We start from the raw sequence: 15,436 nt of genomic DNA, 5'->3' as shown, positions 1-15,436 counted from the left end.
TTCACTGTAATCAGTACTTTATTCACTACACACTGTAGAAAGTTCACTATAATCAGTGCTAATGTTCACTGTAATCAGAAAACGATCCTTTTCATCCACAGAATGAAGATCTTATCCCATGGCAGATAAAGATAGTGAAAACAAAGCGTTACTAGAGCCTTTTCTGTCTGTGACCAAAAACAGCGGTGAAGTTATTCAGCTTCATCCCAATAAAAATAACACTGTTCAGCCTGTTGCCTTGATGCGACTGGGACTGTTTGTACCAACGCTTAAATCCACCGCGCGCGGGATTTCAGGCGCGATGGCGTCCACCGATGCGACGAAAGAACTTAAAAATCTCTCGCTGGTGAAAGCGGAAGGGTATGAAAAGATTACCATCACCGGTGCCAGGCTGGATATGGATAATGATTTCAAGACATGGGCAGGCATCATCCAGTCTTTTTCGCGTTATCCTACTCAGGGCGATACGGTCACGCTGCCCTTTATCGATTTCGTTAAAATGTGTGGGATACCTTCAGCAAACTCTTCTGCTGCCTTACGTAAGCGGCTTGATGCATCCCTACGGCGAATTGCGACCAATACGCTGTCCTTTGAAGGAAACGGTAAGGCCTATCACACGCACCTTGTTCAGTCTGCCTACTATGATCGTGAAAAAGATATTGTTCGCATACAAGCTGATCCCAAGCTTTTTGAGCTTTATAACTTCGATCACAAGGTTTTACTTCAGCTACGCGCCATCTCCCGTCTGAAACGTAAAGAATCGGCTCAGGCGCTCTATACGTTCCTTGAGAGCCTTCCCACCAACCCTGCGCCTATATCACTGGCACGCCTGCGTATGCGCCTGAATTTAGGATCTAAAATTACGACGCAGAACCACGTTGTGCGACGCGCAATGGAGCAGCTTAAAGAGATTGGCTATCTCGACTATTCTGAAGTCAAACGCGGACGCTCTGTGTTTTTCATTATCCACAGCAGAACGCCTAAACTGGATGGTATCGGCAATCTTGAAGGCATTGATACCCTTGAAGACATTGAATTTGAAGAATAGCGCGCGCATTTACTGTAATCAGTAAGTTTTGCGTTGCAGTGTCACTTTTAACGAAAAAGTGACACTGCACGCCAGTTCATATACTTCTTTCACTCCTTACCTACAATCATTCACTGTAATCAGCGGCATTCACTATAGTCAGTAACGCGCCGGAAGTTATGCTGCTGAAACGCCTGTCATCTTGTCTTTTTTTACTATCTTTTCAATAACTTATAAGTAAGTGTGTGCTTACTATTATTTTATTGATTTTCTGCTTATCCTTTTTTGCCTCGTCTTACTGATTACAGTGAATACTGGCTGCGTTTACTAGCGTCCTGTCTTCCACTGATTACAGTGTACGTTTGTGAAGAATGATATAACTGATTATAGTGAATCTTGTTATTAATTAATTGATTTTATTTGTATTTTTTGGGGTTAGACAACGCAGGGTTGAACACGTTGGCATTAATGAACAATCACAGAAAAAAAGTGACAGGGTTAGTGGTACGCTGATTACAGTGAATGTTATGACGGGTTAAGCCGACAAAATGCACTTACTGATTCCAGTGAATCTGTCTTTTGTTCGTCGCGAGGTTCCTGCTGATTACAGTGAACGTTCAGGAGTTAGATCCAGATTACTGACGGTGGCAGCTACGTTTACTGATTACAGTGAATGCTATCGACGTGTCATGGATGGACCAGAATGTCAGGCAGAGGCTGATTCAGATCAGGGCGTTTACTGATTACAGTGAATGTTACTGGGAAGTGTATCATTCTTATAGCCTTTCTAGCCTGATGCCATGAGTATTTTCTCCTTCTGAAGGCTGCATGTGTTACTGATTACAGTGAATATTCAGGGGGCCGGGCTGATGAAGCCTCTCCGGACTTCTTTACCCGACAACAAAGACTGCCACGCTGGTATGGGTTTCTGCTACTGATTACAGTGAATGTTTACGTCATTCCCTTTCCCTGTTTATTTTTCGCTAAAGGCTCGTTACGGTCTGTATCGCTACGTCTTTATCGCCAGGCACGGCCTTGAAGCTGGCCCAGCATCGCTTACTGATTACAGTGAATGTTTTAGTCGATGCCTTTCCACATCTGTTGCGACAGAAGCAAGTCGTGTGGCAAACAGCGGCATCTCTGTGGTCAGGCTTTTCATCTGCAGGCAGCTGGAAGGGATACTGATTATAGTGAACATTGCGGATGTATATGTTCGTTCTGTCAGATTTTTAGAGAGTTAGCATTGAGACACAGCTTGCTTCAGTGAACACAGGATGGGTCCAGAACACCCCGCTGAGCCTGAGTAACAGATATTGATGCTGAATCACCTGCTGTGCTGTTTTGGCTGTCTGTCATCCTGATTCTGGCCACACGATCGGTGCTCATCCTCTACTGAATACAGTGAATCTTTTACTGATTACAGTGAACGAATGCAGGTTAAAAGGCACCTGCTGGTCAGATGCCAGTTAAATACATTCGCCAGCAGTGACGCCACAAGCACGGTAGCTGCTGACCCTCTGCTACGCTGTTTTGCGCTCATGTGATCGGCGGGCTTTACTGATTACAGTGAATGTTCGCTTCTCGTTGTACGTACTGACGTTCTACTTTTACTGTATAAACCGAGCGAAGATAGCCTCACGGTATCTTTGTCCAGTTTTATGGGCGAGACGGATTAAGTTCATCCACCTGTATAGTCCACTCCTGAACGCATCGCAGATGCTTATTACAGTAAATTATGTGTATAGCGTCACATAAATCATAAGTTCAGCATTAAACACAGGATAGCGTTTATAAGATAAATTGTTGCCCGATGTGCAGGATTTAGGTATAAAGTCGTAAATCCTACATATCTGGAGTAAGTATGGCTAACGATGACAGTCAGGTCATGAAAGTTGCTCAGCGTTCTGAACGGATGCTATTGAGCCTTACTGAACAAATTCAGGCGCAAAAGCTTGAGTTACAGGAAAACAGTTATTACCAGATTTATGCGAAGGCTGCGCTGGCTAAACTGCCAAAATTAACCCGCGCCAGTGTGGATTATGCTGTCAATGAGATGGAAGAAAGTGGCTACCAGTTTGATAAGCGCGCTGCGGGAAGTTCGGTCAAGTACGCCATGTCCATACAGAATATCATTGATATTTATCACCATCGCGGCGTACCGAAATACCGTGATCGCCATCCTGAAGCCTTTACTTTGTTTGTCGGAAATTTAAAAGGCGGCGTATCTAAAACCGTTTCGACAGTTTCTCTGGCGCATGCGCTTCGCGCTCACCCTCACCTGCTCTATGAAGACCTGCGCATTCTGGTTATCGATCTTGACCCACAATCCTCAGCAACCATGTTTTTAAATCATGAACGCTCAGTCGGTTTAGTTGAGGCTACGGCCGCGCAGGCCATGCTACAGAACGTAAGTCGTGACGAGCTGGTGAATGAGTTTATCGTATCGTCCATCATACCAGGCGTGGATGTGCTGCCCGCCTCCATCGATGATGCGTTTATTGCATCTAGCTGGGATGAGCTCTGTGCCACGCATCTTTCTGGACAGAATGTTCATTCAGTGCTTTATGACAATGTTGTCTCAAAACTCAAAAAAGATTACGACTTTATCTTCATCGACAGTGGTCCCCATCTGGATGCCTTTTTAAAGAACGCGATTGCTGCTTCTGATCTTCTGATGACGCCGGTGCCGCCTGCACAGGTGGATTTTCATTCCACTCTCAAATATCTGACGCGTTTACCTGAGTTGATTGGCATCATTGAAGAATCGGGGGCAGAGTGTCGCCTTCAGGGAAATATCGGCTTTATGTCGAAACTCTCGAATAAAGCTGACCATAAGCTGTGTCACAGTCTTGCTAAAGAAATTTTTGGCGGCGATATGTTAGATGCAACGCTTCCGCGACTGGATGGTTTTGAACGCTGTGGAGAGTCATTTGACACCGTTATATCTGCCAATCCATCCACCTATGTGGGCAGCAGCGAAGCGTTAAAAAATGCGCGTTCTGCCGCTGAAGATTTTGCAAAAGCGGTTTTTGACCGCATCGAATTTATTCGCCTGAACTGAGGTTTTTATGAGTGCAAAAAGAATAACGATTGGTCGAACCTTCAGCCAGACGCCGTTAACTACCGAAAAATCCTCTGAACTCCCCTCACAAACCTTTGTGCTTTCGACGGGGAAACGCGCCGTGTTCAGGTTTAATCATATACCTGCCAGCGAAGTGGCTGCTAAAACCTTCGTAAATATGGAAACCAATGGTCGCGACCAGTCTGGTCTCACACCCGATTCATTACGCGACATTATTCGTACCATCAAACTCCAGCAGTTTTTTCCTGCCATTGGCATCATGCATGACGAACGTATCGAGATACTGGATGGTTCAAGGCGACGGGCCGCAGCGTTGCACTGTAAAACCGGTCTTGATGTGTTGGTTACCGATGCTGCAATCACGCCCGATGAGGCACGCAAGCTTGCACAGGATATACAGACGGCGCGCGAACATAATTTACGTGAAGTCGGCATGCGTTTGCTTGCGCTTAAAGAAGGCGGACTTTCACAAAAGGAAATTGCTGAAAATCAGGGTCTGTCTCAGGCTAAAGTGACCCGTGCATTACAGGCGGCGAGTGTGCCTGCCGATCTGATTTCGCTTTTCCCCAATCAATCTGAACTGACTTATCCTGATTATAAAGCTCTGCTCCAGGCTTCAGACAAGCTCAGTGAAACAGGGCAGTCAGTTGACGCATTGATTAATGCGATTTCTGCTGAAATCGATGTGGTCAGAGCGCGTGAAAATTTAGCTGAAGATGAGCTAAAGAATAATATTCTTCGCTTAATCCGTCAGGGCAGCCAGACGTTGATTAAAGAGCCCGAAAAAGACAAAACCACTGCCATTGCGTTGTGGTCTTTCGCAGATAAAGATCGTTTTGCGCGTAAAAAAACGCGAGGAAGGATGTTCAGTTATGAATTTAATCGCCAGTCTAAAGAGCTGCAGGATGAGCTGGATAAAGTGATATCAGAAACCCTGAAAAAATTCATGACACGATGAGCGTCTAACCCTGACCAGGCAAATAGCCTTTGCCTGGTTTCTTTCCTCCCTTCCTGCCTTGTTTATGCTGCTATTTACACTCGCAATTTCAGGCTGAAATCGCCATCTAATAATCTTCCTTGTCGATATTAATATATTGAAAAATAAGTTTTTTTATCTCAGTGCCGTAAAATTTCGCCCGAAATTCGGTTTCGGGTCTTGGCTGTGCTGGTCGAAATTGTGCACGATCTGTGAGACTGTAATGAAAGCCTGACGCTTACAAATCAGGTCTCAAACCCATCTTATGGGTGATATTTGTTCAACCGCTTCCGCATTTATCAGCTCTACAGGCTTTCTCTCGACTGTTCGTACTAAAAGGAAAGTTTGAAGGAATGATGGAATGCTTTAATGTAGCACCATGACGGCGATAAATTTGCGATTTTCTCTTATATCTACTTGTATTATATAGCTTTTTTTTGGCGATTTCACCCTGAAATTTTTCTGAATCTGCCAGCAATGTAAACCTCATTGATATGAGCTGACACCATATCATGACTAAACTTATTTGCCGCGAGAAAATCTGATAAACAATAAAATTATCAATAATGACGATATACAGAAAATATCCCTTAGTTATCCACAGAAAAAGTGGATAACTGTGGCTGTGATGGATAAATCACTCTGAATGATGATGTACTAACGGGAAAGTGTTTGGTAATGAGTAAGCCAAAGTTGTCGATGCATGGCACCATCAAGACTTTGCCCGCATCTCTCTCACACACTGATTAACGCCCTCATCCCTTCTTCCTTTAAAAGTGAAGCCTGTAGTCGACCGCACACTGTAGGACTGGCGCCAGCGAGTGAGGAAAGGTGAGACAAATGATATCACCCCGTTTTCTGTAAGGCGCTGTGACTTATGATGCAAATTCGGGGTGTGTCAATAAAAACCGCTTAAGTCTGCGGGTTGCGTCAGTATCATTGCTGTTGAATCGGCCGCAAAACGTTTCAGGCACTTGAATACAGGTGACACATTCATTGGCTTGAATCTCACTTTTTGAAAACGAAGAAAGGCTCATTACATCTGCTCCGACTAATCATGTTCAAAAGGACAACGCGATGAGAGCTCAGGTTTTAATATTGAATTCACTGTAATCAGTATTCTGGTGCCATGAGCATGTTGCTCAGGCTTTAACGCTTGCCAATGCTTCACACTACAGATTACAGTGAATCACTTGCCACGCATTGATACCGCTGTTAGTCAGGAATATGTCGTTTACTTATGGCGCGATGCGCAGCCTGGGATGAGTATGGCACTGACATGAAATCTCTCGCTTAGCCTGAAGGGGCTGTGTGTAAAAATGCAGTTGATTACTGATTACAGTGGACGCCTGCTACATGTTCACTGTAATCAGTGTGCAAGATGAGTTTGGCGATTTCAGGCTGAAATTTGGTCATCAACCTTTCCGGGCGGACGCTAAAAGCTAAGCTGTGAATGCGGTTACGCGCCTGAGTCAATGTTTTACAACTCACCACGCTGAAACTGACTCGCATCGTTATTAAAGAAATTCAGAATTAATATAATCCGGAAGGCCGCAAAGCGAAATCGGGTAAAAGTTAAAATTAATAAATCACGGCACTATAAAATGCGCGTCCAGCTAAGATGACCGTGACATTTTAGCGGCTTGCTGCATATCGCAAGCCTGCGGTACCCGTATTGCTGTCCGAGATTCATGTTCAGCGCGCTTGTCTTTCAGGCCGGCTCAATGACCTTAATATCAAGCGGTCTAGAGCTGCCACTAGCTTCGATCTTAACATCGCCGCAGCATCGCTGTTAGCCGTCCTTTTTATCTGTTTCTAGAATAAGTGTGCCAATAACGCAGTCATCTGTTCACGCGAACTGACTACAGTGAATACTCAAACATTCACTGTAGTCAGTGCTTCTCTTTGGCGATTTCAGGCTGAAATTCACATGTCATGGGTTTCTGAATGAATCCCTTTTACCAAGGCCCACGCGAAATACGAATTAATTAATCAGGTTCCTTTTGACAGGTACAGCCAGTTTGTCTGAATGAGAAAGCCTTGTGCAGATAAACCGCAATTCTGGTTATGACAGGTATGCGAAAGGCTGATAAGTGAGCTGCGAAACGTCAGCCACTCGGTTTGTTATTCGTATCGCAACGACAATGTGGCATATCTGTATGGCATGTCAAAAAGCTTTCATAAGTATGAATACAAGCGCGATCGCTGCAATATTAATAGCCAGCCAGCATCTTTCGCGTTGAGCATGCCTGAAAACCAGATAGGCAAGAGGGGAAAGTATAAAAGCCGGCGTCATAAGAGGAATACCATGTCAACGTGCAGAGCAAACATGTACTGCACTTATCTGAAATGATGTGAAGTCAGAAAAGGATAGGTGATGGAAAATACATTAAGAACATGCTGTGCGAAAAGCATGTTCTTACCCGTTGGTGACATTACACGTATGAAAAGGGCAGGGCGAACTTTTCTTAAAGTGCAATGATCGCCTCAATCTCAATTAACAATTCAGGTGCAAAGAGGGCGTTAACCTGAACCAGTGAACTGGCTGGGAGAGCGGTGCCATAGCGTTTAAACAATACCTTACGAAGTGCATCAATATCAGTGAATGAAGTAATGAACAGGGTCACCTTTATCAAATTCTCTAACGACGTTTGCTCAGCGCTGGCGATAACCTCAAGCTGATCGAATATCGCTTCTGCCTGAGCTGCTATGTCACGCTGGCTTGCTGTCGTGCCGTGGGCGGTAAGGCCTGAAACATACAGTGTTCCGTTATGGCTGACGGCGTGGACATATGGCGCTGTTATTTGGCCCAGCGCAGCGTAGTTTTTGCGTTGCAGCATGATTAAGTGACCCTTTGCGCAGTTATTTATTGTGGGTGAGCAAGTGCTGGCACTGCGTGTTATTACTGGCGGCGAGTTGCTGCTGGTCGGGCGTCAGATTTTTCCAGACAGTGATGACACGTTTAGCCAGTCCCGGGATAAAATGGATTTTTTGCAATGCATAGTCAGAATTACTGCCTTCAATGACAGTGCGCATTGCTTTGTATAACTGTTGTTCATTTTGCTGGGGCACCGCGCAAAGCACTGAAACATAATAAGCCTCGTGTTCAGCATCATAATGTGGGATGAGCCACCAGGCCAGACAAACAAATATAATAACCACAGGAATAATAAATTTACGGTGACTTCTTTTCATGACCTGACCTTGAAAATCTTACATATGGCTTGTGATGGATTAATTCAGGGGGCGTATCCTGCCATAAATTGGCAGCAGTGTTAAATACATCAGAGAAAGGGGTACAAAAAAAATTTTTGCTGATGCGTAAAAAAATCTTAAAAGTCTTTTGAATTTTTTACATGTAACCACTATTCCCATAAAGCACATAAATATCAATACAATTAACCGCTTACCCATGCAGACTTGTCCGTATTTAGCGCTGCGTTTTTTAAACTTTACTATGATAAAAATGTATAAAAGTAAAATCATCAATGGTGTAAAAAACAGTAGGGGAATCGGGTGCTGATAAAAAAGAAGAAGTTGCGTTCACATACAGAAGACCGTTATCTTGCTCTGGCATTAGCCACAACCGCCGGGATACTGAATGCGATGGCGCTTGGCGCATTTGGTTTTTTCCCGTCACATATGAGCGGAAACACCTCTCAAATTTCTACTGAAGTTTTTACGTCAGATTTTGACAGTTTGACATTCCTTGCCGGGTTAATCGCGGCGTTTGTTATTGGATGTACAGCGGCAAGATTATTTATCATAGCTGGAGAAAGGCGAAAAATCAGAACGGTTTTTTGTCTGATCATTCTGGCTGAAGGGATAGCGCTCACGCTTGCTTCGGTTTTTGAAAAACTTTTCTATTCTCCCAGCTATAATGATGAGGTCTTATTGATACTGGCATTCCTGATGGGAGTGCATAATGCGACGTCAACCCAACTCTCGAACGGCCGTGTCAGATCAACCCATATCACAGGGACGCTTACAGATGCCGGTATTGCACTCGGAACGTACGTGTCATCGTTTGTTTCTCGTGCCGAGCCCTGCGACAGACGTTTTGCTCAAAAGCAGTTACACACGCACCTGACTACCGTTTTTTCATTTTTGTCGGGCTGTATTATCGGGTTAATTCTTTTTAAAGCTTATGCATTCAATGCGATGATTGCATTAGGTATTTTTCTGATCATCCTGGCAACAATTGCAATCCTCATCGCCTTAAATAATGCAAGGAAGTTTTAAAATCTCATTTCATTGGGCAGCGATTAAGCTGCCCTGTCTTTGATATAACCCGAAAGCTAACCCTCAGCACTAACGTAGGCATCACTAAATTTTCTTCTTATTCTGCCGTGTCATGAAATATAAATTTACTTAATGTCGTATTTTGTCAACTTATTCGGGGAAGGAAATTTTGCCAGATATATTAATTCAAAAAGATATAACCCGGAATGAAATCAAGAACATAACGCAATACTACCGCTTCGCTTACATTATATTTCGGTAATCTTCTTTGTTTTTAACATTATAAAAATGTTAGTCTGTATATATATACACCAGTTGGAGGTTATGTGAATAACCATGAAGACAACGATATTCGTGCGTCGATTGGAGAAGTAGTCAGTAAGCTTTTAAAGATGGGCTAGCCCGTGCAGTTTCATCAAATTACAGATGCACTATTTCGTATGAGTCAGGACAGCGGTGATAAGAGAGTTAAACTTCTTTGCAAGCGCGCCATCCATTTTTTTGCGCGTAAAATGCATTAATGTTTATGGCTATATCAAGGTGTTGCAGGGTAGGGGGAGCCAGGAAATGCTAATGATTTCATTTCCTGGCATGAACATTAAATGCCTGCGTCGTCCGGAGTACGGCCTACGACAATCTCCAGTGTGTTGCGTAACAGTTCTGTCTGAGTTGCATCGTCAGTGCACTCAAGTTCAGCAATTAAGTAAAGAATGATAGCTTTATTTGTCACGCGTTTTTCATCGCTGACAATATTTCTGATTACCCGACCAAGCAATTCAGTTTCTTTGGCGAGGTGATCGCCCTCACTGCGGAAAAATTCGATGATGGCTAAATCTGATGTGCTCTGTTGCATAGTCTCAATTCTCTAAGAAAATTGTCAGTTGAATAGCAGGAAGTCAGCCGACAGTATTATTATTTATCAGGGTTAATCAGGTAACTTACCTGTCTGCAATCACACCGCATCATTGCCTGATGACCAGCCACAAACATTAAGCTCAGTGCTTTTTAGAACCTTCAGGCGGACCATCATTGTTTAAACGGTGCTTATCACGTTCGGAAAGATCCACTCTTCGACGACTGTTTGCAGAAGCCATTCCTTTTTGCACTTCAATGATGGCAACTTTAATCGCATGCAGTCGTGTTGCATCTTCCGTTTCGCCCGCCATCACCTCAAGCTGGGCAATTAATGCATTGCTGGAAATCGGACTTTCGGACTTGAGTAAGGTCAGCACGGCCTCACCTATCATCACATCCGTTATTTTTTCTTCTTCACTTCTGTACATACTGGCTTCTCTGATTACGAATGTGTGGCCATAGTCCGGTCACGATGACGGGGACAGCTAACCTTCCCGCGTCAGCTGTGGACAGTACACTCCCTGTGACTAAACGCAGTACTGTCCGATCAGAATTTACTTTAAAAACGAATTAACGATTAATGCAAAATTTATCAGCCTTCACGGCTAAACAGCAAACCAATCAGGGCCTGATAATGCTGCTGTTGTTCTGATGAAGCGCACCCATCAAGACGATGGAGAAGTTTACTGCAGATAGCTTTACGAGAGAGCGTTTGACCAGCGCGCAGGAGTTCCACAACAATTTCGCCCAATGTTTCCTGCTGAGAGGGCTGGCTGGCCTGGTTAAAATAACGGGCAATGTCGCTGGTATTATCCGGTGCATGTCCGTTCTGACGCATGCTCATATCCTCAAGTGGTTAAAATATACTTCGCCGCTAAGCGAAAGTTATACATAGTTTAAAAACTTGTACAGAATTTTGATGATCTTGAAGGAATGTTTTTGTGCAAAAAGTGCTAATTGAGGTAAAACAGAGGGTTATAGAGGTTGGCGTTTAAACTTTTTTAACAATTATGGCGTGCGGTTAAGCTTGTTTCCCACCAACAGGGATGAAAAACAAGCTTATTACTATTTAAAGAAAATATCATCATAGTCATTGTCAGAAGACGCTGAAAAAGGGTGCTTGCGTGCAGACCAGCCTGTGCCGGCAGATGACCGTGCACCGATTTTTCTGAATCCCATGAGCCACTTTGTTGCATCGGCCAGTTGTAGAAGTCGTTTTTCATCAACTTCAGATTCTTTCATTACCCTGAGCTCATCCACCAGGGACTCAACACTTACGTCCTGATTAATTGCTATTAGGTTCAGAGCGGCCTCGCCAATGATAGTGTTAGTCAGATACTGTTGTGAAAGTAGCAAAATAACCTCCTTTGGCATGTGTTCCACATTCGTAATTTTAGCAAAGAATACAATCCGCCTTACCGTACAGCGCTGTTTGTACGCTTACACGAACTCAGTGCACCTGTTTAGGCAGAAAATCTGCATTAGCTGGAGAGGGGTGGATCTATTTTTTACTCTTTAAAATAACGAATTACATACCTCCTGTCAGAAAAAATGAAACTTCCATTCATTTCATTAAAAAACTTCACAAAGTGTTTCTGTCCCTGATTTATAGCTTGTGCTATACAAGTTAGCACGAGCTATATTTGCGCATTAAGCTGAGGACAGTACGATGAACAGGTTTAAAAGGTATTGGATAACCGCGCTGAGTGTCATGCTCGGTGTTGCAATGACAACAAACAGCCATGCCGCTGAAAAATTTAAAGTTGTAACGACATTTACCGTTATTGCCGATATGGCAAAAAATGTCGCGGGGGAGGCGGCTGAAGTAACATCCATCACTAAGCCCGGAGCAGAAATTCATGATTATCAGCCGACGCCCGGAGACATAAAGCGGGCTCAGGGGGCGCAACTGGTGATGGCTAACGGCCTGAATCTTGAGCTATGGTTCCAGCGCTTTTATCAGCACCTGAAAGGCGTACCTGACGTTGTCGTTTCTGCCGGAATCGAGCCCATGGGGATAGGGGAGGGGCCTTACAATGGCAAACCCAATCCTCATGCGTGGATGTCGCCCGATAATGCACTTATCTATGTCGACAATATTCGTGACGCGCTGAGTAAATATGATCCGACCAATGCCCAGATCTATGCGGAGAACGCCTCTGCCTATAAGCAGAAAATCATCGCATCGCTTGAGCCTTTCCGAAAACAAATCGCCGACATCCCTGAGAACAAACGCTGGCTCGTGACCAGCGAGGGGGCATTTTCCTACCTTGCGCGCGATTTGGGGCTTAAGGAACGTTATCTCTGGCCTGTCAATGCCGATCAGCAGGGGACGCCTCAACAGGTACGCCAGGTTATTGACCAGATGAAGAAACATGCCATTCCCGTTATTTTCAGTGAAAGCACCGTATCGGATAAACCGGCTCGTCAGGTAGCACGTGAAACACAGGCGCACTATGGCGGCGTTCTGTATGTCGATTCTCTCAGTACCGCCAGTGGACCCGTACCAACGTATCTGGACTTACTTAAGGTCACCACTCAGACATTGGTGAAAGGCATTAATGATGGGATGAAAAAACAATGACGCCGACAATTGATGTTTCTGACCTCTCGGTAATCTACCGCAATGGCCATATTGCCCTCGACAAGGCCAGTTTTTGCGTGCCAGCCGGTTCCATTGCCGCATTGCTTGGCGTCAATGGCTCGGGGAAATCAACGCTTTTTAAAGCGCTGATGGGGTTTGTTCCTGTCCGTGCAGGTACGGTCAGTATCCTCGGTATGACAACGCGACAGGCCTTACGCCGTAGTCTGGTGGCTTATGTGCCGCAGGCAGAAGAGGTCGACTGGTCTTTTCCTGTCCGGGTTGAGGATGTTGTCATGATGGGGCGTTATGGTCACATGGGTCTGATGCGCAGGCCCAGACAACAGGATCGTGACAAAGTCATGGCTGCGCTCGGACGGGTAGATATGCTCGAATACCGGGAGCGGCAAATCGGCGAGCTCTCAGGCGGTCAGAAAAAACGTGTCTTTCTCGCCCGGGCCATTGCTCAGCAGGGAGAGGTAATTTTACTGGACGAACCTTTTACAGGCGTCGATGTAAAAACCGAAGCCAAAATCATTAGTCTGTTGCGTGAACTGCGCGATGAAGGGAAAACCCTGCTGGTCTCAACGCACAACCTCAGTTCGGTGATGGCATTTTGTGACTACACCGTGATGGTCAAAGGTACCGTTCTGGCCAGTGGGCCGACGCGCACCACCTTTACACAGGCAAATCTCGAACGGGCATTTAGCGGTGTACTTCGCCATGCGATGGTTGAGGGTGAGCTGCGTGAGGTCATGGATGATAAGCCTCTTTTACCCGCATCGCCTGACAGGCGTTCAGTACGAGGTCAGCCATGACGCTATTATTTGAACCCTTCAGTTATCAATACATGTTGAATGCCATGTGGATTGCCGCAATGGTGGGTGGATTGTGTGCCTTCCTTTCATGCTACCTGATGCTAAAAGGCTGGTCGCTTATCGGTGATGCGCTGTCGCACGCTATCGTGCCGGGCGTGGCAGGCGCGTACATGCTGGGGCTTCCGTTTGCCTTTGGTGCATTCCTGTCGGGGGGATTAGCGGCGGGGAGCATGCTAGTGCTGAATCAGCGTACACGTTTAAAAGAAGATGCCATTATTGGTCTGGTATTTTCTTCGTTTTTTGGGTTAGGGCTGTTTATGGTTTCACTGAATCCCCTGTCGGTGAATATTCAAACCATCATACTGGGCAATATTCTGGCTATCGCCCCCGCAGATATTGTTCAGTTGGCCGTTATCGGGATCACGTCTGCCACGATTTTATTTTTCAAATGGAAAGATTTAATGGTGGCTTTCTTCGATGAGAACCATGCTCGCGCTGTAGGGTTACAGCCGGGACGGCTCAAAATACTGTTTTTCACCTTACTTGCAGTTTCAACCGTTGCGGCATTACAAACGGTTGGGGCTTTTTTAGTAATCAGTCTGGTGGTAACACCGGGCGCAACCGCATGGCTGCTGACCGATCGCTTTCCACGTTTACTGGCTATTGCTGTCGCCATCGGCAGCCTGACCAGCTTTGCGGGTGCCTGGGCAAGTTATTATCTCGATGGTGCGACAGGAGGAATCATTGTGGTGGCCCAGACGTTGCTGTTTCTGCTGGCTTTTGTGTTTGCACCTAAGCACGGTTTACTCGCGAACCATCGGCGTCGCCGGATGCAGGAGATATGATGATGTGGCTTGAACCTTTTCAGTTTGGTTTTATGAACCACGCCCTGTTAATTGCCTGTATCGTTGCTATTCCCTGTGCGCTGTTGTCTGTCTTTCTGGTTCTGAAAGGGTGGGCGCTGATGGGGGATGCCATGAGCCATGCCGTGTTTCCCGGTGTTGTGCTGGCATGGATGCTGTCATTACCACTTGCCACAGGCGCTTTCAGCGCGGGTTTTTTCTGCGCGATTGCCAGCGGCTATCTTAAAGATAACAGCAGAATCAAACAGGATACGGTACTGGGGATTGTTTTTTCGGGCATGTTTGCCACCGGCCTGATTATGTTTGTTGCGTTAAAACCCGCGATTCATCTCGACCATATTCTCTTTGGCGATATGCTGGGAATCAGCCGTGATGACATTATTCAGACAGGGGCGATGGCTGCGACAGTGGTAATACTTGTTATCCTGAAATGGCGTGACCTGATGGTATTCAGTTTCGATGTCCAGCAGGCGCGGGCTTGTGGCCTGGCGGTGCGCTGGCTGCATTATGGCTTGTTAGCCATGGTTTCTCTGACGATTGTGGCGACGTTAAAAGCGGTGGGCATCATTCTTTCCATTTCTTTGTTGATTGCGCCCGGCGCGATTGCTGTCTTACTGACACGTCGTTTTTCACATGCGTTGATTCTGGCCGCTCTCATTTCCGTAATGGTATCGCTCAGCGGTGTATATTTGTCATTTTTTATCGACAGTGCCCCAGCACCGACCATCGTTGTCTTATTCGCTTTCGTTTTTATGATCAGTTTGTTGATCACGCACGTTAAAGGCCCACGTTTACCTGCCCATTAATCTTCGCTGTTTCGCTGACCGTCACCCTTGTCTGGACGGTCAGCGTCAAGCACAGCAGACATTCTTCTCGTTTTTATCTCCGACCCAAAAAATAAGTGCTAAACCTAATGACGGACATACGCATGTAAACATCAGGGTTATCCGCGCTTCACGTTTTTAATTTCGCCCGTTAGCGATAAGCCTCAT

General features: G+C 45.4%; 14 protein-coding genes. 8 read left to right on the top strand and 6 right to left on the bottom strand.

Translation table 11 applies throughout. The annotated features are described in order from the left end of the window. Window positions 1–118 precede the first annotated feature (118 nt). The 3 genes from C1N58_RS21815 (at window position 119) to C1N58_RS21805 (ending at window position 5,067) form a co-directional block, all read left to right on the top strand. Complete coding sequence (locus C1N58_RS21815) at window positions 119–1,048, top strand: RepB family plasmid replication initiator protein (RefSeq protein WP_006122024.1); 930 nt, start codon at window positions 119–121, stop codon at window positions 1,046–1,048. A gap of 1,840 nt (window positions 1,049–2,888) precedes the next feature. Further along, a complete protein-coding gene (locus C1N58_RS21810; RefSeq protein ID WP_394551024.1) occupies window positions 2,889–4,088 on the top strand; it encodes an AAA family ATPase in 1,200 nt (399 codons plus the stop codon). Window positions 4,089–4,095: 7 nt separating this feature from the next. Beyond that, a complete protein-coding gene (locus C1N58_RS21805; protein ID WP_058702499.1) occupies window positions 4,096–5,067 on the top strand; it encodes a ParB family protein in 972 nt (323 codons plus the stop codon). 2,486 nt (window positions 5,068–7,553) lie between these two features. Here the strand turns inward: C1N58_RS21805 and C1N58_RS21800 are convergent. Both C1N58_RS21800 and C1N58_RS21795 read right to left on the bottom strand, forming a co-directional pair. Beyond that, the gene (locus C1N58_RS21800) at window positions 7,554–7,925 is read right to left on the bottom strand and encodes a RidA family protein (protein WP_006122018.1); all 372 of its coding nucleotides are present in this window, start codon (window positions 7,923–7,925) and stop codon (window positions 7,554–7,556) included. Window positions 7,926–7,947: 22 nt separating this feature from the next. Continuing rightward, window positions 7,948–8,280: a hypothetical protein gene (locus tag C1N58_RS21795; RefSeq protein WP_394551026.1), complete on the bottom strand. Its 333-nt coding sequence runs from the start codon at window positions 8,278–8,280 to the stop codon at window positions 7,948–7,950. Window positions 8,281–8,601: 321 nt separating this feature from the next. Here C1N58_RS21795 and C1N58_RS21790 point away from each other — a divergent pair, with 321 nt between their 5' ends. Further along, window positions 8,602–9,327 carry a YoaK family protein gene (locus tag C1N58_RS21790; protein ID WP_394551028.1) on the top strand — a complete coding sequence of 242 codons (726 nt, stop codon included), beginning with the start codon at window positions 8,602–8,604 and terminating at the stop codon, window positions 9,325–9,327. A gap of 598 nt (window positions 9,328–9,925) precedes the next feature. Here the strand turns inward: C1N58_RS21790 and C1N58_RS21785 are convergent. From C1N58_RS21785 to C1N58_RS21770, 4 genes are all read right to left on the bottom strand, one after another. Continuing rightward, window positions 9,926–10,180, bottom strand: coding sequence for a biofilm/acid-resistance regulator YmgB/AriR (locus C1N58_RS21785; RefSeq protein WP_054634055.1), 255 nt, complete (start codon window positions 10,178–10,180; stop codon window positions 9,926–9,928). A gap of 142 nt (window positions 10,181–10,322) precedes the next feature. Continuing rightward, window positions 10,323–10,610, bottom strand: a complete 288-nt coding sequence (locus tag C1N58_RS21780; protein ID WP_394551030.1) for a hypothetical protein — start codon at window positions 10,608–10,610, stop codon at window positions 10,323–10,325. A 164-nt stretch (window positions 10,611–10,774) separates the two neighbouring features. Further along, the gene (ycgZ, locus tag C1N58_RS21775) at window positions 10,775–11,020 is read right to left on the bottom strand and encodes a regulatory protein YcgZ (protein ID WP_033742343.1); all 246 of its coding nucleotides are present in this window, start codon (window positions 11,018–11,020) and stop codon (window positions 10,775–10,777) included. Window positions 11,021–11,247: 227 nt separating this feature from the next. Then, the gene (locus C1N58_RS21770) at window positions 11,248–11,556 is read right to left on the bottom strand and encodes a hypothetical protein (RefSeq protein ID WP_240156271.1); all 309 of its coding nucleotides are present in this window, start codon (window positions 11,554–11,556) and stop codon (window positions 11,248–11,250) included. Window positions 11,557–11,908: 352 nt separating this feature from the next. Here C1N58_RS21770 and C1N58_RS21765 point away from each other — a divergent pair, with 352 nt between their 5' ends. From C1N58_RS21765 to C1N58_RS21750, 4 genes are read left to right on the top strand one after another with little or no spacing between them, the layout of a single operon-like run. Continuing rightward, window positions 11,909–12,766, top strand: a complete 858-nt coding sequence (locus C1N58_RS21765; RefSeq protein ID WP_394564925.1) for a metal ABC transporter substrate-binding protein — start codon at window positions 11,909–11,911, stop codon at window positions 12,764–12,766. Continuing rightward, the gene (locus C1N58_RS21760; protein WP_058708871.1) at window positions 12,763–13,581 is read left to right on the top strand and encodes a manganese/iron ABC transporter ATP-binding protein; all 819 of its coding nucleotides are present in this window, start codon (window positions 12,763–12,765) and stop codon (window positions 13,579–13,581) included. The genes C1N58_RS21765 and C1N58_RS21760 overlap by 4 nt, the downstream gene beginning before the upstream one ends. Beyond that, on the top strand, window positions 13,578–14,426 hold the full coding sequence (gene sitC, locus C1N58_RS21755; RefSeq protein ID WP_054687852.1) for an iron/manganese ABC transporter permease subunit SitC: 849 nt from the start codon (window positions 13,578–13,580) through the stop codon (window positions 14,424–14,426). The genes C1N58_RS21760 and sitC overlap by 4 nt, the downstream gene beginning before the upstream one ends. Before the next feature lie 2 nt (window positions 14,427–14,428). After that, a complete protein-coding gene (locus tag C1N58_RS21750) occupies window positions 14,429–15,250 on the top strand; it encodes a metal ABC transporter permease (protein ID WP_058702585.1) in 822 nt (273 codons plus the stop codon). Window positions 15,251–15,436: the final 186 nt, after the last annotated feature.

Source organism: Pantoea sp. SGAir0180, from assembly GCF_043546245.1.
The sequence above is the reverse complement of the archived record's forward strand: the minus strand, read 5'-3'. Positions and strand labels throughout refer to the sequence as shown.

Excerpts from the sequence above, each read along its gene's own strand:
- C1N58_RS21815 (WP_006122024.1), top strand. The coding sequence starts at position 119 with ATGGCAGATAAAGATAGTGAAAACAAAGCGTTACTAGAGCCTTTTCTG.
- C1N58_RS21810 (WP_394551024.1), top strand. The coding sequence starts at position 2,889 with ATGGCTAACGATGACAGTCAGGTCATGAAAGTTGCTCAGCGTTCTGAA.
- C1N58_RS21805 (WP_058702499.1), top strand. The coding sequence starts at position 4,096 with ATGAGTGCAAAAAGAATAACGATTGGTCGAACCTTCAGCCAGACGCCG.
- C1N58_RS21800 (WP_006122018.1), bottom strand. The coding sequence starts at position 7,925 with ATGCTGCAACGCAAAAACTACGCTGCGCTGGGCCAAATAACAGCGCCA.
- C1N58_RS21795 (WP_394551026.1), bottom strand. The coding sequence starts at position 8,280 with ATGAAAAGAAGTCACCGTAAATTTATTATTCCTGTGGTTATTATATTT.
- C1N58_RS21785 (WP_054634055.1), bottom strand. The coding sequence starts at position 10,180 with ATGCAACAGAGCACATCAGATTTAGCCATCATCGAATTTTTCCGCAGT.
- C1N58_RS21780 (WP_394551030.1), bottom strand. The coding sequence starts at position 10,610 with ATGTACAGAAGTGAAGAAGAAAAAATAACGGATGTGATGATAGGTGAG.
- ycgZ (WP_033742343.1), bottom strand. The coding sequence starts at position 11,020 with ATGCGTCAGAACGGACATGCACCGGATAATACCAGCGACATTGCCCGT.
- C1N58_RS21770 (WP_240156271.1), bottom strand. The coding sequence starts at position 11,556 with ATGCCAAAGGAGGTTATTTTGCTACTTTCACAACAGTATCTGACTAAC.
- C1N58_RS21765 (WP_394564925.1), top strand. The coding sequence starts at position 11,909 with ATGACAACAAACAGCCATGCCGCTGAAAAATTTAAAGTTGTAACGACA.
- C1N58_RS21760 (WP_058708871.1), top strand. The coding sequence starts at position 12,763 with ATGACGCCGACAATTGATGTTTCTGACCTCTCGGTAATCTACCGCAAT.
- sitC (WP_054687852.1), top strand. The coding sequence starts at position 13,578 with ATGACGCTATTATTTGAACCCTTCAGTTATCAATACATGTTGAATGCC.
- C1N58_RS21750 (WP_058702585.1), top strand. The coding sequence starts at position 14,429 with ATGTGGCTTGAACCTTTTCAGTTTGGTTTTATGAACCACGCCCTGTTA.